The 21,747-nt window shown below is 70.4% G+C and carries 21 protein-coding genes; 12 read left to right on the forward strand and 9 right to left on the reverse strand.

Annotation, left to right across the window (positions count from 1 at the left end; translation table 11 throughout):
• Nucleotides 1-50: 50 nt before the first annotated feature.
• Complete coding sequence (locus ACLQ2Q_RS01510; RefSeq protein ID WP_425817236.1) at nt 51-1,277, forward strand: pyridoxal phosphate-dependent aminotransferase; 1,227 nt, start codon at nt 51-53, stop codon at nt 1,275-1,277.
• A gap of 68 nt (nt 1,278-1,345) precedes the next feature.
• On the forward strand, nt 1,346-1,696 hold the full coding sequence (locus tag ACLQ2Q_RS01515; RefSeq protein ID WP_425817238.1) for a hypothetical protein: 351 nt from the start codon (nt 1,346-1,348) through the stop codon (nt 1,694-1,696).
• Nucleotides 1,697-1,793: 97 nt separating this feature from the next.
• Here ACLQ2Q_RS01515 and ACLQ2Q_RS01520 read toward each other — a convergent pair whose 3' ends face one another.
• On the reverse strand, nt 1,794-2,231 hold the full coding sequence (locus ACLQ2Q_RS01520) for an Rv3235 family protein (protein ID WP_425818581.1): 438 nt from the start codon (nt 2,229-2,231) through the stop codon (nt 1,794-1,796).
• Nucleotides 2,232-2,366: 135 nt separating this feature from the next.
• On the opposite strand from ACLQ2Q_RS01520, the gene ACLQ2Q_RS01525 reads away from it, so the two are divergent.
• Nucleotides 2,367-2,987: a hypothetical protein gene (locus ACLQ2Q_RS01525; protein ID WP_425817240.1), complete on the forward strand. Its 621-nt coding sequence runs from the start codon at nt 2,367-2,369 to the stop codon at nt 2,985-2,987.
• Nucleotides 2,988-3,012: 25 nt separating this feature from the next.
• Here the strand turns inward: ACLQ2Q_RS01525 and ACLQ2Q_RS01530 are convergent, their stop codons facing one another.
• Nucleotides 3,013-3,291: a helix-turn-helix domain-containing protein gene (locus ACLQ2Q_RS01530; protein ID WP_425817242.1), complete on the reverse strand. Its 279-nt coding sequence runs from the start codon at nt 3,289-3,291 to the stop codon at nt 3,013-3,015.
• Between the two features lie 100 nt (nt 3,292-3,391).
• On the opposite strand from ACLQ2Q_RS01530, the gene ACLQ2Q_RS01535 reads away from it, so the two are divergent.
• Genes ACLQ2Q_RS01535 through ACLQ2Q_RS01545 form a run of 3 tightly spaced genes read left to right on the forward strand, consistent with a single transcriptional unit; the run spans nt 3,392 to nt 6,828 of the window.
• Nucleotides 3,392-4,018 carry a hypothetical protein gene (locus tag ACLQ2Q_RS01535; protein WP_425817244.1) on the forward strand — a complete coding sequence of 209 codons (627 nt, stop codon included), beginning with the start codon at nt 3,392-3,394 and terminating at the stop codon, nt 4,016-4,018.
• Complete coding sequence (locus ACLQ2Q_RS01540) at nt 4,015-5,325, forward strand: AAA family ATPase (protein ID WP_425817246.1); 1,311 nt, start codon at nt 4,015-4,017, stop codon at nt 5,323-5,325. Before ACLQ2Q_RS01535 ends, ACLQ2Q_RS01540 begins: the two co-directional genes overlap by 4 nt.
• Nucleotides 5,326-5,334: 9 nt before the next feature.
• Entirely contained in the window at nt 5,335-6,828 is a 1,494-nt protein-coding gene (locus tag ACLQ2Q_RS01545) for a sensor histidine kinase (protein WP_425817248.1), read from the forward strand.
• 3 nt (nt 6,829-6,831) lie between these two features.
• Here the strand turns inward: ACLQ2Q_RS01545 and ACLQ2Q_RS01550 are convergent, their stop codons facing one another.
• Nucleotides 6,832-7,080 carry a WhiB family transcriptional regulator gene (locus tag ACLQ2Q_RS01550; RefSeq protein ID WP_036295594.1) on the reverse strand — a complete coding sequence of 83 codons (249 nt, stop codon included), beginning with the start codon at nt 7,078-7,080 and terminating at the stop codon, nt 6,832-6,834.
• Between the two features lie 253 nt (nt 7,081-7,333).
• Here ACLQ2Q_RS01550 and ACLQ2Q_RS01555 point away from each other — a divergent pair, with 253 nt between their 5' ends.
• A complete protein-coding gene (locus ACLQ2Q_RS01555) occupies nt 7,334-7,765 on the forward strand; it encodes a histidine kinase (RefSeq protein WP_425817251.1) in 432 nt (143 codons plus the stop codon).
• On the opposite strand, the gene bcp is transcribed toward ACLQ2Q_RS01555, so the two are convergent.
• Genes bcp through aroA form a run of 3 tightly spaced genes read right to left on the reverse strand, consistent with a single transcriptional unit; the run spans nt 7,762 to nt 10,688 of the window.
• A complete protein-coding gene (bcp, locus tag ACLQ2Q_RS01560; RefSeq protein ID WP_425817253.1) occupies nt 7,762-8,238 on the reverse strand; it encodes a thioredoxin-dependent thiol peroxidase in 477 nt (158 codons plus the stop codon). The two genes, ACLQ2Q_RS01555 and bcp, sit on opposite strands and share 4 nt — an antisense overlap.
• A gap of 9 nt (nt 8,239-8,247) precedes the next feature.
• Nucleotides 8,248-9,297 carry a ribosome small subunit-dependent GTPase A gene (gene rsgA, locus ACLQ2Q_RS01565; protein ID WP_425817255.1) on the reverse strand — a complete coding sequence of 350 codons (1,050 nt, stop codon included), beginning with the start codon at nt 9,295-9,297 and terminating at the stop codon, nt 8,248-8,250.
• A complete protein-coding gene (gene aroA, locus ACLQ2Q_RS01570) occupies nt 9,294-10,688 on the reverse strand; it encodes a 3-phosphoshikimate 1-carboxyvinyltransferase (protein ID WP_425817257.1) in 1,395 nt (464 codons plus the stop codon). Before aroA ends, rsgA begins: the two co-directional genes overlap by 4 nt.
• 36 nt (nt 10,689-10,724) lie before the next feature.
• On the opposite strand from aroA, the gene ACLQ2Q_RS01575 reads away from it, so the two are divergent.
• Nucleotides 10,725-11,399 carry a sigma-70 family RNA polymerase sigma factor gene (locus ACLQ2Q_RS01575; RefSeq protein ID WP_425817259.1) on the forward strand — a complete coding sequence of 225 codons (675 nt, stop codon included), beginning with the start codon at nt 10,725-10,727 and terminating at the stop codon, nt 11,397-11,399.
• Entirely contained in the window at nt 11,396-11,641 is a 246-nt protein-coding gene (locus ACLQ2Q_RS01580; protein ID WP_425817261.1) for a zf-HC2 domain-containing protein, read from the forward strand. The genes ACLQ2Q_RS01575 and ACLQ2Q_RS01580 overlap by 4 nt, the downstream gene beginning before the upstream one ends.
• Nucleotides 11,642-11,689: 48 nt before the next feature.
• Here the strand turns inward: ACLQ2Q_RS01580 and ACLQ2Q_RS01585 are convergent, their stop codons facing one another.
• Complete coding sequence (locus ACLQ2Q_RS01585) at nt 11,690-12,574, reverse strand: diacylglycerol kinase (RefSeq protein ID WP_425817263.1); 885 nt, start codon at nt 12,572-12,574, stop codon at nt 11,690-11,692.
• Nucleotides 12,571-14,226, reverse strand: a complete 1,656-nt coding sequence (locus tag ACLQ2Q_RS01590) for an FAD-binding oxidoreductase (protein WP_425817265.1) — start codon at nt 14,224-14,226, stop codon at nt 12,571-12,573. The genes ACLQ2Q_RS01585 and ACLQ2Q_RS01590 overlap by 4 nt, the downstream gene beginning before the upstream one ends.
• A 34-nt stretch (nt 14,227-14,260) precedes the next feature.
• Between ACLQ2Q_RS01590 and ACLQ2Q_RS01595 the strand changes: the two genes are divergently transcribed.
• Genes ACLQ2Q_RS01595 through ACLQ2Q_RS01605 form a run of 3 tightly spaced genes read left to right on the forward strand, consistent with a single transcriptional unit; the run spans nt 14,261 to nt 17,731 of the window.
• Nucleotides 14,261-14,839: a TetR/AcrR family transcriptional regulator gene (locus ACLQ2Q_RS01595; protein WP_425817267.1), complete on the forward strand. Its 579-nt coding sequence runs from the start codon at nt 14,261-14,263 to the stop codon at nt 14,837-14,839.
• A complete protein-coding gene (locus tag ACLQ2Q_RS01600) occupies nt 14,839-16,377 on the forward strand; it encodes a glycerol-3-phosphate dehydrogenase/oxidase (RefSeq protein WP_425817269.1) in 1,539 nt (512 codons plus the stop codon). Before ACLQ2Q_RS01595 ends, ACLQ2Q_RS01600 begins: the two co-directional genes overlap by 1 nt.
• Before the next feature lie 46 nt (nt 16,378-16,423).
• Nucleotides 16,424-17,731, forward strand: coding sequence for a GNAT family N-acetyltransferase (locus ACLQ2Q_RS01605; RefSeq protein ID WP_425817271.1), 1,308 nt, complete (start codon nt 16,424-16,426; stop codon nt 17,729-17,731).
• A gap of 63 nt (nt 17,732-17,794) precedes the next feature.
• Here ACLQ2Q_RS01605 and ACLQ2Q_RS01610 read toward each other — a convergent pair whose 3' ends face one another.
• Complete coding sequence (locus ACLQ2Q_RS01610; RefSeq protein ID WP_425817273.1) at nt 17,795-21,583, reverse strand: multifunctional oxoglutarate decarboxylase/oxoglutarate dehydrogenase thiamine pyrophosphate-binding subunit/dihydrolipoyllysine-residue succinyltransferase subunit; 3,789 nt, start codon at nt 21,581-21,583, stop codon at nt 17,795-17,797.
• Nucleotides 21,584-21,747 lie beyond the last annotated feature (164 nt).

Raw genomic sequence — 21,747 nt, forward strand, 5'->3', positions numbered from 1 at the left:
CGGCCACCGTCGGTCGATTGGCCGCGTGGGGGCGAGGATATCCTGATCCGATGAGCACCCTCCGTCCGCTCGACCAGTCGTCGAAGCTGAAGAACGTCCTGTACGAGATCCGCGGCAACGCCCTCGTAGAGGCCGCCCGGCTGGAGTCCGAGGGGCACTCGGTGCTCAAGCTCAACACCGGCAATCCCGCGACCTTCGGGTTCGAGGCGCCGTACCAGATCGTCCGCGACATGATCGCCTCCATCCCTCACGCGCACGGGTACTCGGACAGCCGCGGCATCCTGCCCGCCCGTCAGGCCATCGTGTACCGCTACGAGGACGTTCCGGGGTTCCCACGTCTGGATCCGGACGACGTCTTCCTCGGCAACGGCGTCTCCGAGCTGATCACGATGACGATGCAGGCGCTTCTCGATGAGGGCGATGAGGTGCTGATCCCGGCTCCGGACTACCCGCTCTGGACCGCGATGACGAGCCTGGCCGGCGGCACCCCGGTGCACTACCTCTGCGACGAGGACGCCGGATGGCAGCCGGACCTGGAGGACATCCGCTCCAAGGTCAGCCCGCGCACGAAGGCCATCGTCGTCATCAACCCGAACAATCCGACCGGGGCGGTGTACTCCCGCGAGGTGCTCGAGGGTCTCGTCGAGATCGCCCGGGAGAATTCGCTGCTGCTCCTCGCCGACGAGATCTATGACCGCATCCTCTTCGACGACGCCGTGCACATTCCGCTCGCAACCCTGGCGCCCGACCTGCTGTGCCTCACCTTCAACGGTCTTTCCAAGACCTACCGGGTGGCCGGCTACCGCTCGGGCTGGCTCGCGATCACCGGCCCGAAGCAGCACGCGAAGGGGTTCCTGGAGGGTATCAACCTCCTCGCGTCGACACGACTCTGCCCCAACGTTCCCGCCCAGCACGCCGTGCAGGCGGCCCTCAGCGGCGTGCAGTCGATCGACGCCCTGATCGCGCCGTCGGGCCGACTGCACGAGCAGCGGGATGCCGCGTGGCAGGGTCTCGAGGCGATTCCCGGAGTGACCTGCCACCGTGCGGAGGGCGCCCTGTATGCGTTCCCTCGTCTGGATCCGAACGTCCACGAGATCCGCGACGACGGCAAGCTGGTCTACGACCTGCTCGTCAGCGAACACGTGCTGCTGGTGCAGGGCACGGGATTCAACTGGCCCACACCGGACCACCTGCGCATCGTCACGCTTCCGGAGGCGCGCGTGCTCACGGACGCGATCGAGCGCCTCGGCAACTTCCTCGCCGGCTACCGGCAGTGACGGCTAGCCCGTCCGCCGCGGGCGAGCAACCCCCTGTGGCGCAGCGGGGGTCGGCGTAGCGTTCGGGCATGGCAATCGAACTCAATCAACCGGCGCTGCGCAATGCGCGCGCTCTGGTGCGAGACGGCAAGGTCGTGAAGGACGAGCGCGACGACTGGTCGGAAGCCGCCCCGACCGCAGACGAGGAGAACGCGTTCATCGAGCGCGAGGGCTGGACGGAGTACTCGCACTGGCACCTCGGCATCGACAAGAGCGAGAACCGCGAGACGAAGCAGGCGTACAGCTTTCCCTTCGGCGACTTCCGCAAGGTGCACCGCTCGGGGGTGATCTCCGGAGAGAGCCGGGCGGGGCAGCACGACCACACCGAGATCCGGGACGCGCTGAAAGACTTGCTCGACCTCATCGACGCGGAGGAGTGATCTCGCGCCCCGGCCGAGGCCGGGACCGGTTCAGGCATGCGTTGCGGAGACGTGAGCGGGCCGGCCGCTCCGTTGAGGCCGACCCGGGTTCGGGAGGCTATAGCAGCGCGAGGGAGGTCGCGCGCCAGCGGCGATCCATGCCCTCGAGCCGGATCGCCACGGCGCGCGTTCGCGCCGGACCCGCGACGATGACCACCGCTTCGACCACGCCGTCCGCGGGCGACGTGTGCCGGACCGAGAGGATGGCGTGCTTCGGGCGGGAAGCCGGAACTCCGCGAGCGCTGCGGGCGCGAGTGGCGAGGTTGGCGCGACCGACGAGCTTGCGGTATGCGTCTTCTGTGAGCCAGCGTGCCAGTTGGTCCACTTCGCGCACGCCGGCCAGCACCTCGAGCACACCGCGCGTGAGGTTGGTGAGAAGGGGTTCCGGATCGGGTAGCGCCTCGGACGAGGTGCGCTGATGAGTGAAGTACTCGTGCAGTGCGGCGGGGTCGCCGAACTGCGCGTAAGGGCGGGCTGCAGAGCCCGAGGGCGGCATTGCCATCGGTGCCTATCGGGTAAGGGGGGAGACGGTCCGAGAAGTACAACACATCGCAAAGCACACTCAGGAACCGGAACGGCTCCTGTGGATAACTTGTGATGGGGTCGTGACCTTTGCCCTACTCTTCGAAAGGTGCGCTGGGATCTCTTCTTCGAGGACCTCGAGGATCAGCTGGCCTCCGAATGGGAGGCCGAACGCGCCGCGCTCGACACGGAGGCGGAGCGCCTGCGGCTCTCGCGGATGGAGCTGCGGTCGCGGCTGGCAGCGCTCGTGGGAGCGAGGTCGACGGACGATGTGGCTCCTCCGTCGCTGGAATTGGCGGACGGCACGACGCTCTCGGCCCGCATCCAGGCGCTCGGTGCCGACTGGCTGGCGGCCGTTCCCGCGGACGGGGGCCGGTGGGGCATCACGATCGTGCCGCTGGCCGGCATCCGGGGGGTCGGACTGGCGTACGGCGAACTGCTGCGCACCGCTCGCCCGCTCGACGCGCGCGCCGGCCTGTCCGAGCGGATGACGTTCGGATTCGTGATGAGGGATGTCGCGCGGCGGCGCGCGCCCGTCTCAGTGGGTCTCCTGTCCGGCCGTGTGCTGACCGGAACCATCGACCGCGCGGGCGCCGATCATCTGGATGTCGCCCTGCACGAACCAGGCGCTCCCCGCCGTGCGGGTGACGTGCTGGGCTACCGGCTCGTGCCGTTCTCAGCCATCGCGTGGGCACGGCTGGACGGTGCGAACTCGCTTTCCGTGTCGTGACGGAGGTGGTGTCGGTGCGCGCCGCTCAGTCGCCGCGCGCGGTGCGGGAGCCCCACACCTCGGGAAAGCTCGCGGCGTTGGACTCGTTCCAGAGCGCCATGCGACGCGCCTCCTCGACCTGATCATCGAGGTAGTCGGCGACGCTCGCCTCTTCGACGCGCCAGCGGGCCGGCGAACCCAGGCGGGCGCCCCGCAGACGGCCTTCCTGCACGAGCGCGACGACCTCATCGACCGAGATGCTGAGAAGCTCGGCGACTTGCGCGGGTGCGAGGTAGCGCACGCCGGAGGTCGGGTCTACGGGCATGTCACCCATTATGGCGCCGGGAGAGGGGGTCGGCTCCGGGGCCCGAGGGGCTGTGGATAACATCCAGGGCACATCGGCGGCCCCTGCGACCATTGCCTGCATGAGCCATCCGCATCCCGTTCGGCGCCGCGCCTTCTGGGGCGATGCCCGCTTCTTCATCGGCATCCTTCTGATCATCGCCTCCATCGCGGGGGTGTGGTTCGTCGTCGCCTCTGCTCGCCAGACCGCCCCCGTGTTCGCCGCCGACCGCACGATCGTCGTCGGCGAGACGGTCACCGCTGACGAACTGCGCGTGGTGGATGTCGCGCTCGGCCAGGTCGGCGATGCGTACCTCACCCCGGACCGCTTAGGCGACGGACTCATCGCGACGCGCACGATCGAGGACGGCGAGCTCGTCCCGGCCAGCGCGGTCGGCGATGCGACCGCATCCCGCTCCACGACGATCGTCGTCCGCAGCGCCGTGGACGTGCCGAGCTCCATCGAGCCCGGATCGAGCGTCGAGCTCTGGAGCGCGCCGCTGGTGGAGCGGGGAACCTACGACACTCCCCGCATCCTGATCGCCGACGCCACGGTGGCCGCGGTGACGCGGGACGACACCATGATCGGAGGCGGTTCCGCGATGCTCGAACTCGTCATCCCGCGGGCCGAGGTCGCCGAAGCGCTCGCGGAGGTGGCCGCCGCCTCGGCACTGTCCGTCGTGCCGACCGGCGGAGCGGACGCCCCGTGATCGGCGCCCCCTCGGCGCCGCTCGCGCGGGTGGTCATCGCGCACGATCACGCCACCCGGCTCGCCGCGGAGTTGCGGGCCGAGGGCGTCGAGGTGCTCGCGACGCTGGCGCCACAAGCGCTCGCCGACGCCGCGGCCGATGTGGCACTCGAGGGCGAGGCGGCGGCCGTGTGGTCGGTGCTCGCCGAGGCCGACGCGCTCGTGCTGCACGCGAGCCGCGAGACGCTGACCGCGGCGGCCGTCGCCGCGTGCGACCGGCATGGTGTGCGCATCCTGCCCCTCGCCGATGATGCCGCCTCACGCAGGCTGGTCGGCTCCTTCGGGCTCGGAGAGCCGCTCGGGACGGATGTCGAGGCGTGGCGCATCGCGCGGGCGCTGAGCGCGCCGACCATGGCGGCGCCGGAGCCGCTCTCCGATTCCACGCCGACGCGGATCATCGCCGTCTGGGGTCCCGGCGGTGCACCCGGTCGGTCGACGCTCGCGATCGAGCTCGCCGTCGAACTGGCGCGTGGCGGTCGCCATGTGGGCCTCATCGATGCCGACACGCACGGGCCGTCCCTCGCGCTGGCGCTCGGGCTGGCGGATGAGGGCCCCGGGTTCGCGGCCGCGTGCCGGCAGGCCGAGCTCGGCGGGCTCGACGCCAGGGAACTGACCCGCGTGAGCGCGCCCCTGACCCACCCCGACGGCTCCGTCGACGTGCTGACGGGCCTCAACCGGCCGGGCCGGTGGCCGGAGCTGAGCGATGCGCGGGTGACGGCGGCCCTCGCCGCATGCCGTGAGTGGGCCGACTATGTGGTGGTGGATGTCGCGGCCTCGCTCGAGCGCGACGAGGAGATCGTGAGCGACCTCGACGGACCACGGCGCAACGCCGCGACGCTCGCCGCGCTGCGTTGCGCCGACCTCGTGGTCGCGGTCGCCTCGGCCGACCCCCTCGGGGTGTCGCGCTTCCTGCGCGGCTACGACGAGCTGCGGGCGACCATCGGCGTGACGCCGGTGTCGGTGGTCGTGAACCGCCTCAGACCAGGCGCCCTCGGCATAGACGCCCGCGGTCAGGTTCGGCGGACGCTGGAGCGGTTCGCGGGCATCACCCAGGTCACCTTCGTGCCCCTGGACGCCCGGGCAGCGGATGCCGCGATGCTCTCCGCCCGGCCGATCGCGGAGGTGGCGCCCCGATCCGCCGTGACGCAGGCCGTGCGGCGGCTCGTCGGCGACCTCGTCGGGCCGGGCGCGGCATCCGGTTCCCCGGGCACCAAGGCCCGCCGGCGCCGCGGTGTCGCGCAATCCGAAGAGGGTCTTCGCACCGCCTAAGCTGGAACGGTGTCGACCCTCAGCGATCTGGTCTATGCGCAGGGGCGCTCCAGCGAATCCGATGTCGAGTGGCTGCACCGCCTCGCCAGCGATGGGCAGCTTCTCGCCGATCTGGCGTTCGCCGACATCGTGATCTGGGTGCCGACGTCCGACGATTCGTTCGTGGCCGTCGCGCACACCCGCCCGAGCGGGGCGGCGACCCTGTTCTACCGCGACATCGTCGGTGACCGCGTGCGGCCGCAGTGGCGCACGCAGGTGCGCGAGGCCTTCCACGCGGCGCGCATCGTCGACTCGGCGTCACCCGATTGGTTCGAGGAGACCCCGACCCGCGTGCGCGCCGCCCCGATCGTGCGCACCATGGGGCGCGAGGGCGAGGTGCCCACCGTGATCGGCGTGCTCACCCGGCACACCAACCTGGGAGAGACGCGCACGCCGTCGCGTCAGCAGATCACCTTCAACGACTGCGCCGACGACCTGTTCGGCATGGTGGCCTCCGGTGACTTCCCCGATCTCTCCGCTCCCACCGCTCCGCGCCGGGGCGCTCCCCGCGCGTCGGACGGCCTGATCCGCCTCGATGTCGCCGGGGTCACGACGTTCGCCAGCCCGAACGCCCTCTCCGCCTTCAACCGGATGGGCTTCGACGACGAGCTCGAGGGCGAGTCGCTCATCGAGGTGACGAGCGGCATCCTGCCCGCCACGCGCCAGATCGACGAGTCGCTTCCGGTCGTCGTGACGGGCCGAGCGCCGTGGCGCACCGACATCGAGGCGCGCGGCGTCACGGTGTCGCTCCGGGCGATCCCCCTCCGCGATCACGGCCAGCGCATCGGCGCCATCGTGCTGTGCCGGGACGTCACAGAGCTGCGTCATCAGGAGCAGGAGCTCATCACCAAGGACGCGACGATCCGCGAGATCCACCATCGGGTCAAGAACAACCTGCAGACCGTGGCCTCGCTACTGCGCATCCAGGCGCGTCGCACGCACTCGGAGGAGGCCCGCGAGGCGCTCACGCAGGCGATGCGGCGAGTGGCGGCCATCGCGGTCGTGCACGACACGCTGTCGGAGGGGCTGGCCCAGACCGTCGACTTCGACGAGGTGTTCGATCGCGTGCTGCGCCTCGTCGCCGAGGTCGCCGCCGCGCCGAACACGCGGGCGAAGACCTCGTCATCCGGAACCTTCGGCACGCTGCCCAGCGAATACGCGACGCCGCTCGCGCTGGCTCTCACCGAGCTCGTCACCAACGCCGTCGAGCACGGGCTCGCCGGCCGGGAGGGTCAGGTCGAGATCGTCGCCGAGCGCTCGGACGAGAGCCTCGAGGTGCGCGTGCGCGACACCGGGTCCGGGCTGCCGGAGGGTCAGGTCGGCCGCGGCCTCGGCACGCAGATCGTTCGCACCCTTATCCAGGGCGAGCTCGGCGGCACCATCGATTGGCACACGATCGTCGGCAGCGGCACGGAGGTCACGATCGACATCCCGCTGCGGTGGATCGACCGCACGGCGAAGTAGCGCTCAGGAGGCGCGACGTGCGCGAGCGGCGCGACGTTTGAGGGCCCGGCGCTCGTCCTCGCTGAGGCCGCCCCAGACCCCGGAGTCCTGCCCGGACTCGAGCGCGTACTGAAGGCAGATCTCGGTGACCGTGCAACGAGCACAGACGGCTTTCGCCTTCTCGATCTGGTCGACCGCGGGGCCCGTGTTGCCGACCGGGAAGAACAGCTCGGGGTCGACTGTCAGGCAGGCCGCTTTGTCGCGCCAGTCCATGGTGGTGCTCCTCGTTTGCGAAGGGGGATGAGCGAGTGCTCAGATCCCGTGAACGGGTCGGATACCCGGGTGTGTTGCGAGCGATTGCTCGCCCCACGCCGCTGTGGGAGCACATGGCTTCAACCATCGTCCCACAGCGCGTAACGTGAATCAAGGGATAAACGAGCCGTTTCTGTGCGATTTGCTGAGCATTCGCACGGAGGGCTGGAGCTTTCTGACAAACAACACTTCACGGAAGGACCCATAGTTAGGGATGCGCACACACCGGGCCGCGACGGCGGCCGCACTTCTCGTCGGGCTCGAAGCGCTCGGACTCGTCGGTCTTGCCGCGTGGCAGGTGACGGCCCTCCTCTCGGGTGACCTCACATCGCCCGCGACGGCGGTCGCCCTGCTCGTGCTGACGCTCATCGGCGCCGCCTCAGTGCTCGCCTTCGCAGTCGGCACCGCACGCGGGCGGTCGTGGGGACGCTCCGGCGGCGTCGTGACCCAGGTGCTGATCCTCGCCGTCGCGCTGGGCGCGGTGACCGGAGCCTACGCGGATCCGCCGATCGCCCTGGCGCTCGCCGCTCCCGCGGTGATCGCACTCGTGCTGCTCGTGCTCGCGGCACGCAGCGCAGCGGCGGAAGCGTCGGCGGGGGAGCGTCCCGATGCGGACAGCCCGGGCGCCCCCGCGGATCGGAGTTAGGCGTCCAGGCCCACCAGCCGGCGGATGCGAGCGACGTGGCCCGTCGCCTTCACGTTGTAGAGCGCCTGCTCGATGATGCCGTTCTCGTCGACGACGAAGGTGGAGCGGATCACGCCCATGACCGTGCGGCCGTAGTTCTGCTTCTCGCCCCACACGCCGTACGCCTCGTGCACGGCGCGGTCGGGATCGCTCAGCAGATCGAAGGTGAGGGCATCGTTCTCGCGGAACTCGCGCAGCTTCTCCGGCAGGTCGCGGGAGACGCCGAGGACCGTGTAGCCGGCGCCCTGCAGCGACGAGAGGCTGTCGCGGAAGTCGCACGCCTCCGTGGTGCAGCCGGGGGTCATCGCCTCGGGGTAGAAGTAGAGGATCACCTTCTGCCCTCGCAGGGCCGAGAGGGAGACCTCCCGCTCGTCCTGGTCGAGCAGGGTGAAGTCGGGAGCGGGGGAGCCGGGTTCGAGCTGCGTGGTCGTCACGCTTCCACTCTACGTCCGCGTGTCCCGCGTCTCGAAGGTCAGGAGCAGCCGTTGCAGGGAGTCCAGCCTCGCCGCTCCCCGCTCGCCGAGCTCGCCGGCCTCGACGGCCTCCATGATCGCGCAGTCGGGGGCATCCGGCAGGTGCGTGCAGCCGCGGGGGCACTTCTCGGCGACGGTCGCGAGATCGGTGAACGCGGCGAGGATGTTGTCCGGGTTGATGTGGCCGAGGCCGAACGAGCGCACTCCCGGCGTGTCGATGACCCACCCGGCGCCGGCCGGTCCCTCGTAGCGGTACGAGACGGTGGAGGAGGACGTGTGCCGCCCCCGCCCGGTGACGACGTTGACGTGTCCGGTGGCGCGCAGCGCACTGGGCACGAGGGCGTTCACGAGCGTGGACTTGCCCACGCCGGAGTGCCCGACGAAGACCGTCGAGTGCCCGACGAGCGCGGCCCCGATCCGTTCGAGCGGCATCTCCAGCCGCGCGCTCGTGAACACCTCCAGGTCGAGGCCCTCGAAGTGATCGAGGAACTCGGTCGGGTCGGCGAGGTCGGTCTTGGTCACCACGAGCATCGGGCGGATGCCGGCATCCAGCGCGGCGATCAGGTAGCGGTCGACCAGCCGCGCGCGCGGCTCCGGATCGGCCGCGGCCACCACCACCAGCATCTGGTCGGCGTTGGCGACGATGACGCGTTCGACGTTGTCCGTGTCATCTGCGCTGCGCCGAAGCAGCGACGTGCGCTCCTCGATCCCCACGATGCGGGACAGCGTGCCCTCGTCGCCGGTGGTGTCGCCCACGACGCGCACACGGTCTCCCGTGACGATCGCCGTCTTGCGCAGCTCCCGGGCGCGGGTCGCCAGGCCCCGATGCTCCTCCGGCGCGTCTTCGGCGACGAGCACGGTGTAACGGCCCCGGTCGACTCCCAGCACGCGGGCGATCCTGGCATCGTCGTGCGCCGGCCGGCGCTTGGTGCGCGGCCGGTTCGCCTTCGGATTCGGCCGCACCCGGAACTCGTAGTCGGGTTCCTCGTCGTCGTCGTCGGGCCCGTCCAGCCAGCTCATGATGCGACGTTGCGCGGATTCTGCGGGTCGGACGCCGGCTGATCGGCGGTCTCGGTGAGCATCCGCTCCCACAGCTGCGTGAACTGGGGGAGCGTCTTGGCGGTCGTGCCGATGTCATCGACCTCGACACCAGGGACGACCAGCCCGAGAAGCGCGCCCGTCGTGGCGATGCGGTGGTCGTGGTGCGCGCGCCAGAGGCCCCCGCGGAGGGGGCGGGGGACGACGCGGATACCGTCCTCGCACTCCTCCGCTTCCCCGCCCAGGCCCTCCAGGCCCGTGCGGAGCGCCTGCAGGCGGTCGGTCTCGTGACCGCGGATGTGCCCGATCCCGTGGAAGGCGGACGGCGAGTCGGCGAACGCCGCGAGGGCCACGAGTGTGGGGGTGAGCTCGCCAACGGCTGAGAGGTCGAGGTCGACGCCGTGGATGCCGCCGTTGCCGGTCACCGTCAGCGCACCGGCGCGGCGGGTGACCCTCGCGCCCATGAGCGACAGGATCTCGGTCAGGGTCGCGCCCGGCTGGGTGGAGTGCGCGGGCCAGCCGGTGATGGTGACCGATCCGCCCACCAGCATGGCGGCCGCGAGGAACGGCGCGGCGTTGGAGAGATCGGGCTCGATCGGCACATCCTTCGGCCGCACGGGCCCGGCGCCGACGACCCATTCGCCGGGAGCGGGACGCTCGACGTGCACGCCGCGGTGGGACAGCGACTCGATCGTCATGTCGATGTGCGGGATGCTGGGCAGCCGGGTGCCGGTGTGCACCAGGTGCAGTCCGACATCCAGCCGCGGGGCGGTCAGCAGCAGGCCGGAGACGAACTGGCTCGAGATCGACGCATCGATCGCGACCTCGCCGCCTCGCACGTGCCCGCGTCCGCGCACCGTGAACGGAAGGGCCCAGTGCCCTCCGTCGTCGATGTCGACGCCCAGGTCGCGGAGCGCGTGGATCATGACGCCCATCGGACGGTGCAGCGCGCTCTCGTGCGCCGTCACGTGCACGTCTCCGCGCGCGAGGCCGGCGAGCGGCGCGACGAATCGCATCACCGTCCCCGCCTGCCCGCAATCGATCGTGCCGCCGCCGACGAAGGGCGCGATGGGCGTGATCAGCAGGTCGTCGCCGTACTCGCTGTCGCCCGGTTCGGTCTCGATGCCGACGCCGAGCGCGCGCAGCGCGTCGATCATGCGCGCGGAGTCGTCGGAGTGCAGCGGCGCGATGATCCGGCCCGGTCCCTCGGCGAGGGATGCGAGCACGAGTTCCCTGTTGGTGAGCGACTTGGAGCCCGGAATCGTCAGTGTCGCCTGCAGCGGACCGGCCGCCTCCGGGGCACGCCAGAGAGCCCCCAGCGGAGGGCCTGAGGATTCCGCATTCGGGGCGGGGGAATACCGATCAGCACTCATCGGGTTCTACCCTACTGAACCCGCGAAAGGAGTCCGGTGATCGCCACCCTGGAACGGCCCCCGGTGTCCACGGATACCGCGGTCGTAGACTGGCCCGTGATGAACGACGAGGCAGCAGGCGCCGAGAGCGCCGTGGCAGACGCGCGCACCCAATTCGAGGAGCAGGCTCTGCCGTTCATGGACCAGTTGTACGGTGCGGCGATGCGCATGACGCGCAACCCCGCGGATGCCGCCGATCTCGTGCAGGAGACGTTCGTCAAGGCCTTCGGGTCGTGGAAGACGTTCCAGCAGGGCACGAACCTCAAGGCGTGGCTCTACCGGATCCTGACGAACACCTACATCAACACGTACCGCAAGAAGCAGCGGGAGCCCTACCAGGGCACCATCGACGACCTCGAGGACTGGCAGCTCGGGGGAGCGGAATCGACGACGGCGACCAGCAGCCGTTCGGCGGAGGCAGAAGCGATCGACCGGATGCCCGCATCCGTCGTGAAGGAAGCCCTGCAGGCGATTCCCGAGGATTTCCGGCTGGCGGTGTACCTCGCAGACGTCGAGGGCTTCGCCTACCAGGAGATCGCCGACATCATGAAAACCCCTATCGGCACGGTCATGAGCCGTCTGCACCGTGGCAGGCGAATGCTCCGTGAACTGCTGTCCGACTATGCGATCGAGCGGGGCATCGGCCCGGCTGCGACGAGGAGCACGAAATGACCGATTGCGGCTGCGACAAGGCAAGGCGCGACCTCGAAGAGTACTTGCGCGACGAGGTCTGCAAGACCCAGCATTCCGACATCCAGGAGCACCTCGAGCACTGCCCGTCGTGCCGTGACGAGGCCCTCGTCGCTCGCACGCTGACGGACGTGATCGCCCGGGCGTGCAGGGAGACGGCACCCGAGGTGCTGCGCGACCAGGTGCTTGCACAGCTGCGCTCGGCGCAGGCGGCCGCGCACTGACGACGAGACTTCGTCGCCGGTGCGCCGTCAATCGTCGCCGGTGCGCCGTCACGGGACCAGCACCTTCAGCACGGCCGGCAGCACGTCCACGGTGAGCGGAAGCGACCCGATGGGGTCGCCGTCCGCGTACGCGGTGATGTCGCGGGCGTCGAGACGAACACTGCGCCCCCGGAAGGTCTCCACCTCGCGCCGCGTCGTGTGGTTGCCCTTGTAGACCGTGGGCAGCAGCCGCAGCAGGCGAAGCCGCCCGGCCGGGCGGACGATCGTCACATCGAGCAGGCCGTCGGTCTCGTCCGCATCGGGGCAGATCGGGATGCCTCCGCCGTAGGTGCGCGTGTTGCCGACGCTCGCCATCACGAAGGGGCCTTCGATGCGCCGCTCGTCCACCTCGATCGCGTAGGGGCTCGACCGCAGGAAGAGGAACTCCACCAGGATCGCGATGTTGTAGCGCATCTCGCCCCTGGGCCACCGCATCCGATTCGCCCTGTCGTTGACGTAGGAGTCGAAGCCGCTCGCCAGCACGGTCGCGTACAGCCGCACGCCGCCGTCGACATCCGTGACGCGCGCCAGGTCGATCGTGCGCGTGCGACCGGCGGAGATGACCTCGGCCGCCGCCGCCGGCTCCAGCTCCGGGATGCCCAGATGCGCGGCGAAGTCGTTGCCGGTGCCGGTGGGGACGATGCCGAGCGGAACGCCGGTGCCCGCCAGGTGCTGTAGGGCCAGGTTGATCGTCCCGTCGCCGCCTGCCACCACAAGCGCCTTCGTGCCGAGCTCGACCGCCGTGCGGATGAGCGAGGACGACTCCTCGGCGCTTCCTCCGCTGAGGAGGGTGACCGTGTGGCCCAGTTCGCGCAGGCGCTGAGTGGCCCGCGTCGCGGCATGCGTCTGCACTCCGGAGCGCGCGGCGGGGTTGACGACCACGGCGATGTTCACGGGTCTCTCCCGACGAGCGCCCCGGGGTTCATGATGCCCCGGGGATCGAGCGTGCGCTTGACGGCTCGAAGGAGCTCCACCCCCAGGGCGCCGATCTCGCCCTCCAGATACGGTTCGTGGTCGCGGCCGACGGCATGGTGGTGGGTGATGGTGGCGCCGGTCGCGAGGATCGCGCGGGATGCGGCATCCTTCGCCCTCCGCCACTGAGCGACAGGGTCGGCATTCAGTGCGGCGATGACCGTGAAGTACAGCGAGGCGCCGGCCGGGTAGACGTGCGAGATGTGGCACATCACGATGGGCTTGGTGCCGTCGCTCACGAGCGAGTCCGTGAGCGCTTCGGTGACCGCCGACTTGACCGCGAGCAGGCCGGACCACGTGGCAGCGGTCTCGAGGGTCTCCGCCAGCACGCCGATGTCCAGCAGGGTGTCGCGAAGCGCGGGCGCGGCGAAGCGGCCGCGCTCCCACGATCGAGCGGGATCCTGGCCCCGGGGCTTGGCGCCGTGCGCTCGGAAGGCGGCGTCAATCCGCCCGCCGATGGCCTCCGCCTCCGCCGCGCTCATCGCCTCCAAGGTGGCGACCGCGAGGCATCCGCTCATCCGCGTCACGTGCCCGCCCATGGCGGCGTTCACGCGCGTCTCGGCGGCGTCGCTCAGCCGCAGCACGGCGGGGCGGATCCCGCGCTGTGTGACCTCGCGGAGCGCTTCGGCGCCCGCCTCGAAGTCGGGGAAGGACCAGGAGCCGTAGGCGGTCGCTGCGGGGACCGGGCGGATCCGCACGGTGACCTCGGTCAGCACCCCGAAGGCGCCTTCCGACCCGAGGAAGAGCTCGCGAAGGTCCGGGCCCGCCGCGCTGGCGGGGGCCCGGCCGAGCTCGACCTCGCCGGCCGGAGTGGCGATGCGCAGCGCATGGACGAGGTCGTCGAACCGGCCGTATCCACGGGAGGCCTGTCCGCTCGAGCGGGTGGCGGCGAAGCCGCCGATCGTGGCGAACTCGTAGCTCTGCGGGAAGTGTCCGAGCGTGCATCCCTTTTCGCGGAGCAGCTGCTCGGCCTGCGGGCCGGTGGTGCCGGCCCCGAAGGTGGCGAGCAGCGACCGCTCGTCGAAGGCGATCAGCCCGGCCGTGCGTGAGAGGTCGAGGGCGAGAACGTGCGCGTGACTCCCGGCATCCGGATCGACGCCGCCGACGACGCTCGTGCCGCCCCCGAACGGCACGACCGCGATGCCTCGCTCGGCGCAGACGGCGAGCACCGCGAGCGTCTCCGTGTGCGAGGCGGGGGACACGACCCCATCCGGAGCACGCTGCGGCTGTCGCGAACGGCGGGCCAGGAGATCCGGGGTGCTCTTGCCCCCGAGGTGAAGGGCGCGGACCGCGTCCTCGCGGCTCGCCGAGGGCGCACCGACGATCGCCGCCAGCGCCTCGAGGTCGGCATCCGGAATCGTGGACGGCGTGAGCACGAGGTCGGCGCGGGGGATGCGGGGCACGGGGTGCGCCCGGCCCGGCAGCAGGGTGGAGATGAGCGCGTTGGCGCCGACCGGGAGCCTCGCCGGCGCAGAGCCGTCGCCCCAGGCGTCCCACTGCATCGGCGCACGCGGTGCGGGCAAGACCGTGCCGGCGCCACGCTCATCGTTGTCGGGGGGCGTCGTCGCATCCATGGCGACAGTATGACACCGTATGTATGGTTGTCACATGCCGGACGAGCGCCCTTCCGACACCGAGACGGTGCTGCTGGATGCTGCGCTCGCCGAGGTGCTCGCTCACGGCATCCGCCGGACGACCGTCTCGGATATCGCGCGCAGAGGCGGGGTGTCACGCCAGACGCTCTACCGGTACTGGCCCGACGCCCAGGCGCTCTTCGCCGCACTCGTCACCAGGGAGCTTCTCGCGGCGCTTCCCCCCGGCTCGGCGGCGATCTCGCTTCCCGCCCTCGTCGGCGAGCTGGTGGACACAGCGGACCGCATCCGGTCCCTGCCCCTGGTGCACCGCCTGCGCGACACGGATCCCGAGCTCTTCTCGCGCTACATCCTGGAGCGCCTCGGCACCAGCCAGCGGGTTATCCATGCCGCCCTGGCGACGCGTATCTCCGTCGGTCAGGACGCCGGCTTCGTGCGGAAGGGCGACGCCCGGCGGCTCGCCGCGATGGTGCTGCTCATCGCACAGTCCGCGGTCCAGTCGGCGCCCCTGGTGACGGAGTGGATGCCGCCGAAGGCTTGGCGCGTCGAGCTGACCCGAGCGCTTGCCGGATACCTGACGGTCGAGGAGCCGTGATGAGGGTCGAGGGCCGCACGCCGCATTCGACGGCGCTTCACGCCGCGCGGCGCACCCGCGAGCTGTCGGCGCTCGGCGACGACCCGCGTGTCGACGTGCTCGTGGTCGGCGGGGGCATCACGGGGGTCGGCATCGCGCTGGATGCGGCAAGCCGGGGCCTTCGCACCGTGCTCGTCGAGCGGCACGACCTCGCCTTCGGCACGAGCCGCTGGAGCTCGAAGCTCGTCCACGGCGGTCTGCGCTACCTCGCGTCGGGCCAGTTGGGCATCGCGCACGAGAGCGCCGCCGAGCGGCACATCCTCCTGACGCGTACCGCACCCCATCTCACCCGTCCCCTCGCGCAGGTGCTGCCGCTGTACGCACCCGGACATATGGTGCGTGGGGCATATGCCGGTGCCGGCTTCGGTCTCGGGGACGGTCTGCGGCGGCTGGTGGGGACACCGGACGCCGTGCTGCGGGCGCCGGGTCCGATCGGCCGGCTCGAGACGGAGCGCCTCGCGCCCGCCGTCCGGCGGGACTCGCTTCGAGGCGGCATGCGCGGCTGGGACGGGCAGTTGATCGATGACGCTCGGCTGGTGGTCGCCGTCGCACGGACAGCGGCGGGCTTCGGTGCGTCGGTGCTCACGAGGGTCGAGGCGCTCGATGTCTCCGGCGAAGGAGCAACGCTGCGCGACACCCTCACCGGCGAGACCCTCATCCTGCGCGCCCGGGCGGTTCTCGGGGCGGCGGGTGTGTGGGCGGGACAGCTCGACGCCGACGTGCATGTGCGCCCGAGCCGCGGCACGCACCTCGTGGTGCCGACCGCGCGCCTCGGCGGGTCGGACGTCTCGCTCACTGCTCCGGTGCCCGGATCCACGAGCCGCTTCGTCTTCACGGTGCCCTCGATGCACGGTCGCACCTACATCGGGCTCACGGACGTGCCCGCCGACGGGCCGCTTCCCGATGTTCCGGTGGCGACGGATGCCGAGATCGACATGCTTCTCGCAACGATCAACACGGTGCTCGCCGAGCCCCTCACGCGTGCCGATGTCGTGGCGACCTTCGCGGGCCTCCGGCCCCTGCTCGCGGGGCCAGCCGGCGCCCAGGACGACACGAGCGACCTCTCCCGCCGGCACTCGATCATCGAGTCGAGCAGCGGCGTGCTGAGCGTCGTGGGCGGGAAGCTCACGACCTACCGCCGGATGGCGGAGGACGGGGTGGATGCCGCGATCTCGCGCCGGATCCCCGGCGCCAGCGGGATGCGCTCCCGCACGCGGGACATCCCACTCGTCGGGGCATGGCCGCGGGATCGCCTGGGCGAGGTAGCCGCCCCGCCGCGCCTGGTGCGCCGATACGGCGCCGAGGCGCCGTTCGTCGCGCGGCACCGAGGGGGCGTGGACGCCGTCGCCGGCGTCACGGCCCAGGAGCTGGCATGGGGTGTCGATGTGGAGGGCGCCCTCGAGGTCGACGACCTGCTGGACCGCCGGACGCGCCTGGGGCTCGTCGCGGCGGACCGGGCGGCGTCGGCCCCGGCGGCGGAGGCGGCGTTCGCGGGGTGAGCGCCGCTCGTCAGGCGGCGTCCCCGGCGCTCGATAGTGTGTCGGAATGGCAGAGAACAGCACCTGGAAGACCCTGCCCGCCGACCGGGGCTCGCTCGAGACCCTCTCCGCGAGCGGACTGGACTATCGCGTGATCGACACGGCCGATGCCGCCGCGTTCGACCCCTACCTGCAGGCCGAGATGCGGGGATTCCTCTCCGGCGAACAGAGCGACGAGCAGCTCGCCGGGATGCGGGAAGGACTCGCGTTCCGCCGCTTCATCGGCGTGTACGACGCCGGCTCGCTGGAGCGCGCGCAGCCCGTCGGCACGGTGAACTCGTGGGTGACGGACGTCACCCTCCCGGGCGGCCGTGGCATCCCGATGTGGGCGATCAGCGGCGTGACGGTCGCGCCCACGCACCGCCGCAAGGGCATCGCCCGCGCGATGCTCGAGGGCGAATTGCGCACGGCGGCCGCGGGAGGGATCGCGATCGCGGGCCTCACGGTGTCCGAGGCGACGATCTACGGTCGCTTCGGGTTCGCTCCTTCCACGTTCGCGACGGACTGGAGCATCGACACCCGGCGTGCGCTATGGATCGGACCGCGACCCGATGGCCGTCTGGACTTCATGTCCCGCGAGGCCGCCAGGGATGAGCTCGCGGCGCTGCACGACCGGGTGCGCCAAGCGCGCCCCGGCGAGATCCAGGCGTGGCCGGGCCTCTGGCGACGCATGACGGGGCTCGCGCCCGGGCAGGAGGGCGGCAAGAAGCTCCGCGCCGTGCGATATGCCGACGCCGACGGGGTGACCCGCGGCGCCGTCGTCTACTCGATCGGCGAGGAGCGGGACGACTTCTCCAAGCACGAGCTCACCATCAGCATCCTGCTGAGCGAGACGCCGGATGCGTACGCCGCACTTTGGCGGTTCGTGCTCGAGCACGACCTGGTCTCGGTCGTGAAGGCCTCGCTGCTGTCGGTGGACGAGCCCCTGCGCTGGATGATCGCCGATCAGCGCGCCGCCACGCTGCGCACCTCCGAGCACGGATGGCTGCGCATCATCGACGTGCCAGCGGTGCTCGCGGCACGCGCCTACGCCACCGACGGCGACTTCGTTCTGCGGGTCACGGACCCGCTCGGCCTCGCCGAGGGAACGTGGCGGCTCACGATCGACGACGCGGGCACCGGTCGCGCCACGGCGGCCGACGGTGAGCCCGACGCGACGTTCAGCGCCGGCGCGCTGGCCGCGATCGTGCTCGGCGGGGTCCGCGCCGAGACGCTGCGCACCGCCGGCCTCGTAACGGGCGATCCCCATAGCGTCGCCACGCTCGACAGGTCGTTCGCCGCCGCGCAGACCCCGCACCTCGGGCTCTGGTACTGACCGCGAAGCGGAAGAAGACGAGGGGCGGATGCCGCGGCATCCACCCCTCGTCTTCACCTCGGTCTAGAGCGTGAGCGCCTTCTGCATCAGCTGAGCGTGCTCCTGCGCGTGCACCTTCGGTGAGCCGGTCGCCGGCGAGGCGGCCGCCGAGCGCGAGACGCGGCGGATCGTCCGGCCGTGCAGGTGCTTGACCACCTCGAGGGCGATGAACGGCCACGCACCCTGATTCTCCGGTTCATCCTGCACCCACACCAGCTGGGCGTCGGGGTAGCGATCGATCACGGCGTTGAGCTCGGCGATGGGAGCGGGATAGAGCTGCTCCAGCCGCACCAGCGCGATCTCGGGATTCGGGTTCTTCTCCAGCTCGGCCTTCAGATCCCAGTGGATCTTGCCCGAGTGCAGCAGCACCCGCTTCACGGCGCCCGCGTCGAGGCCCCTGTCGTCATCGAGCACAGGCTCGAAACGCCCGCTCGTGAAGTCCTCGACCGAACTCGTCGCCCCGCGCAGGCGCAGCATGGCCTTCGGCGTGAACACGACGAGCGGCTTGCGGGGACGCGCATAGGCCTGACGACGGAGCAGGTGGAAGTGCGACGCCGGCGTCGACGGACGCGCGACGGTCATGTTGTCCTGGGCGCACATCTGCAGGAAGCGCTCGATGCGCGCGGAGGAGTGGTCGGGACCCTGTCCCTCGTAGCCGTGCGGCAGCAGGAGGACGACGCTGGACTGCTGACCCCACTTCTGGTCGGCCGCCGAGATGTACTCGTCGATGACGGACTGAGCGCCGTTCGCGAAGTCGCCGAACTGGGCCTCCCACAGCACGAGCGCCTCCGGCGCCTCCACCGAGTAGCCGTACTCGAAGCCCATCGCCGCGTACTCCGACAGCAGCGAGTCGTAGACCCAGAACCGGCCCTGGTTCTCGCTGAGGTTGTGCAGTGGCAGCCACTCCTGCCCGTTCGCTCGGTCGTGCAGCACGGAGTGCCGCTGCACGAACGTGCCGCGGCGGGAGTCCTGACCGGCGAGCCGGACGGCGGTTCCCTCCAGCAGCAGCGATCCGAAGGCGAGCAGCTCGCCGAAGGCCCAGTCGATCGAGCCGTTCCGGCTCATGTCCAGGCGCTTGTCGAGCAGCTGCTGGATCTTCGGATGCACAGAGAACCCGTCGGGCTTGTTCACGAACGCGTCGCCGATCAGGCCGACCACGTCGGTCGACACTGCCGTGCTCTCGACCTCGCCCCACGTGACCTCCTGCTCGGCGGCCGCCTCCTCGACGATGTCGTGCGTGCCGGTCTCGGCGGCGTGCGTCTCGGCGAAGGCGATCTCGAGGCGGTTCTGGAAGTCCCGCTTGGCCTGCTCGTACTCCTCCTCGCTGATGTCGCCGCGTCCGACGAGAGCCTCGGTGTAGAGGCGCCGCACAGAGCGCTTGGCTTCGATCAGGTTGGTCATGAGCGGCTGCGTCATCGAGGGGTCATCGCCCTCGTTGTGACCGCGACGCCGGTAGCAGACCAGGTCGATCACGACATCCCGGTTGAACGCCTCGCGGTACTCGAACGCGAGCTCGGCCACCCGCACGACGGCCTCGGGGTCATCGCCGTTGACGTGGAAGATCGGCGCCTGGATCGTCTTGGCGACATCCGTGGCGTAGACCGATGAGCGCGCGTCGTGCGGCGTCGTCGTGAAGCCGACCTGGTTGTTCACGACGACGTGGATCGTGCCGCCCGTGCGGTAGCCGCGCAGCTGCGACATCTGCAGGGTCTCGACGACGACGCCCTGGCCGGCGAAGGCCGCGTCGCCGTGCACGAGCACGGGGAGCCAGGAGAACGTGCCGATCGGCTTGCGGTCCTGCTTGGCGCGCACGATGCCCTCGAGAACGCCGTCGACGGTCTCGAGGTGAGACGGGTTGGCGGCGAGATAGACGGGAAGCTCTTCCTGGCTGTCCGCCACGAAGGTGCCCTGCGTGCCCAGGTGGTATTTGACGTCACCCGACCCGCGCTTGTTGCCCAGCGCGACGCTGCCCTCGAACTCGCGGAAGACCTGACCGTAGGTCTTGCCGGCGATGTTCGTGAGCACGTTCAGACGGCCGCGATGCGCCATGCCGATCGCTGCGCCGTCGAGGCCGGCATCGGCCGCGCCCTGCAGGATCTGGTCGAGCAGCGGGATGAGGGACTCGCCGCCCTCGAGGCTGAAGCGCTTCTGACCGACGTACTTGGTCTGCAGGAAGGTCTCGAACGCCTCGGCCTCGTTGAGCTTGCGGAGGATGCGGAGCTGCTCGTCGTGTCCGGGCTTCTGGTACTTCTGCTCGACCTTGTCCTGGAACCACTTGCGCTGGCCGGGGTCCTGGATGTGCATGTACTCGATGCCCGTCGTGCGGCAGTACGAGTCGCGGAGGACGCCGAGGATGTCGCGGAGCTTCATCTGGCGCTTGCCGCCGAAGCCACCCGTGACGAACTCGCGGTCGAGGTCCCAGAAGGTCAGCCCGTGCTGCTCGATCTCGAGGTCGGGGTGCGTTCGCTGGTTGTACTCGAGCGGATCGATGTCGGCCATCAGGTGACCACGCACCCGGAACGAGTTGATCAGCTCCTGCACCCGAGCGGTCTTGTCGACGCGCTCGGCGAGGTCGACGTTGATGTCGGCGGCCCAGTGGATGGGGGCGTACGGGATGCGGAGAGCCGCGAAGATCGAGTCGTAGAAGTCGCGCTGCCCGATCAGCAGCTCGTGCACCTTCTTGAGGAACTCACCCGAACCTGCGCCCTGGATGACGCGGTGGTCGTACGTGCTCGTGAGAGTGATCGTCTTGCCGATCGCCAGCTCGTTGAGCGTCTTCTCGCTCGCGCCCTGGAACTCCGCGGGGTACTCCAGGGCGCCGGCGCCGACGATGCATCCCTGCCCCTTCATCAGACGGGGGACGGAGTGCACCGTGCCGATTCCACCGGGGTTGGTGAGTGACAGCGTGGTGCCCTGGAAGTCGGCGGCCGTCAGCTTGTTGCCGCGAGCGCGAACGATGAGGTCCTCGTACGAGGCGAGGTACTCGCTGAAGGTGAGGGTGTCGGCGCGCTTGATGCTCGGCACCATGAGCGCTCGCGTGCCGTCCGGCTTGGGCAGGTCGATCGCGATGCCCAGGTTGATGTGGGCGGGAGCGACCACCGACGGCTTGCCGTCGATCTCGGCGTAGAAGACGTTCTGACTCGGGAACTCCTTGAGCGCCTGGATGAGCGCCCAGCCGATCAGGTGGGTGAAGCTGATCTTGCCGCCGCGCGTGCGCGACATGTGGTTGTTGATGACGATGCGGTTGTCGATCATGAGCTTCGCCGGGATGGTCCGAACGCTTGTGGCGGTCGGAATCGTCAGCGACTCGTCCATGTTGGCCGCGAGCGTCTTGGTCATGCCCCGCAGGACGGTGACCTTGTCCTCTTCGGTCGACTCCTGCGAAGAGGATGCCTTCGCATCCGGCGCCTGAGCAGGGATCGGCTGCGGCGCCGCGGGCTTCGCGGTCGTGCGGGCAACGGGTTGCGCTCCGACCACCGCGATGGGCGCCGTGACCGGGCGGGGCTCCGCCGGCTCCGGCGCCTGTGTGCGGGATGCAGCGGGGGGAGCAGGGGCGGATGCGGCGGGTGCCGCTGGAGCCGCGGGAGCCGCGGCGGGAGCCTGAGCGGCGACCGGGGCCGGCGTCTCTGCCGTCGATCCCTTGCCATCGCCCTCGACATCGACTGGGTGATAGGCCTCGAGAATCGGCCACCACGCCTTGTCCACAGAGTTCTTGTCGGCCTTGTACTGCTCGAACAGTTCGTCCACGAGCCACTCGTTGGCTCCGAATTCCCCTTCGCTCGAAGCACCGACGCCTGTCACCTGGCTCGACACAGTCGATCGCCCACTTTCTTCGCTGAATTCACCTTGCTCACGCGGCAGAAATGGTGCTCACGCGCACGACTGTTAAGCGTAACCCAGTTGTGCACCCCGATGCGGGAAGCGGAGCATCCGCACCGGCAGTTCTGTGGTGAGGGCGAAATGGGGTGGATAGCGTA

It is taken from the genome of Microbacterium sp. DT81.1 (assembly GCF_049844955.1).
Lineage (GTDB): Bacteria > Actinomycetota > Actinomycetes > Actinomycetales > Microbacteriaceae > Microbacterium.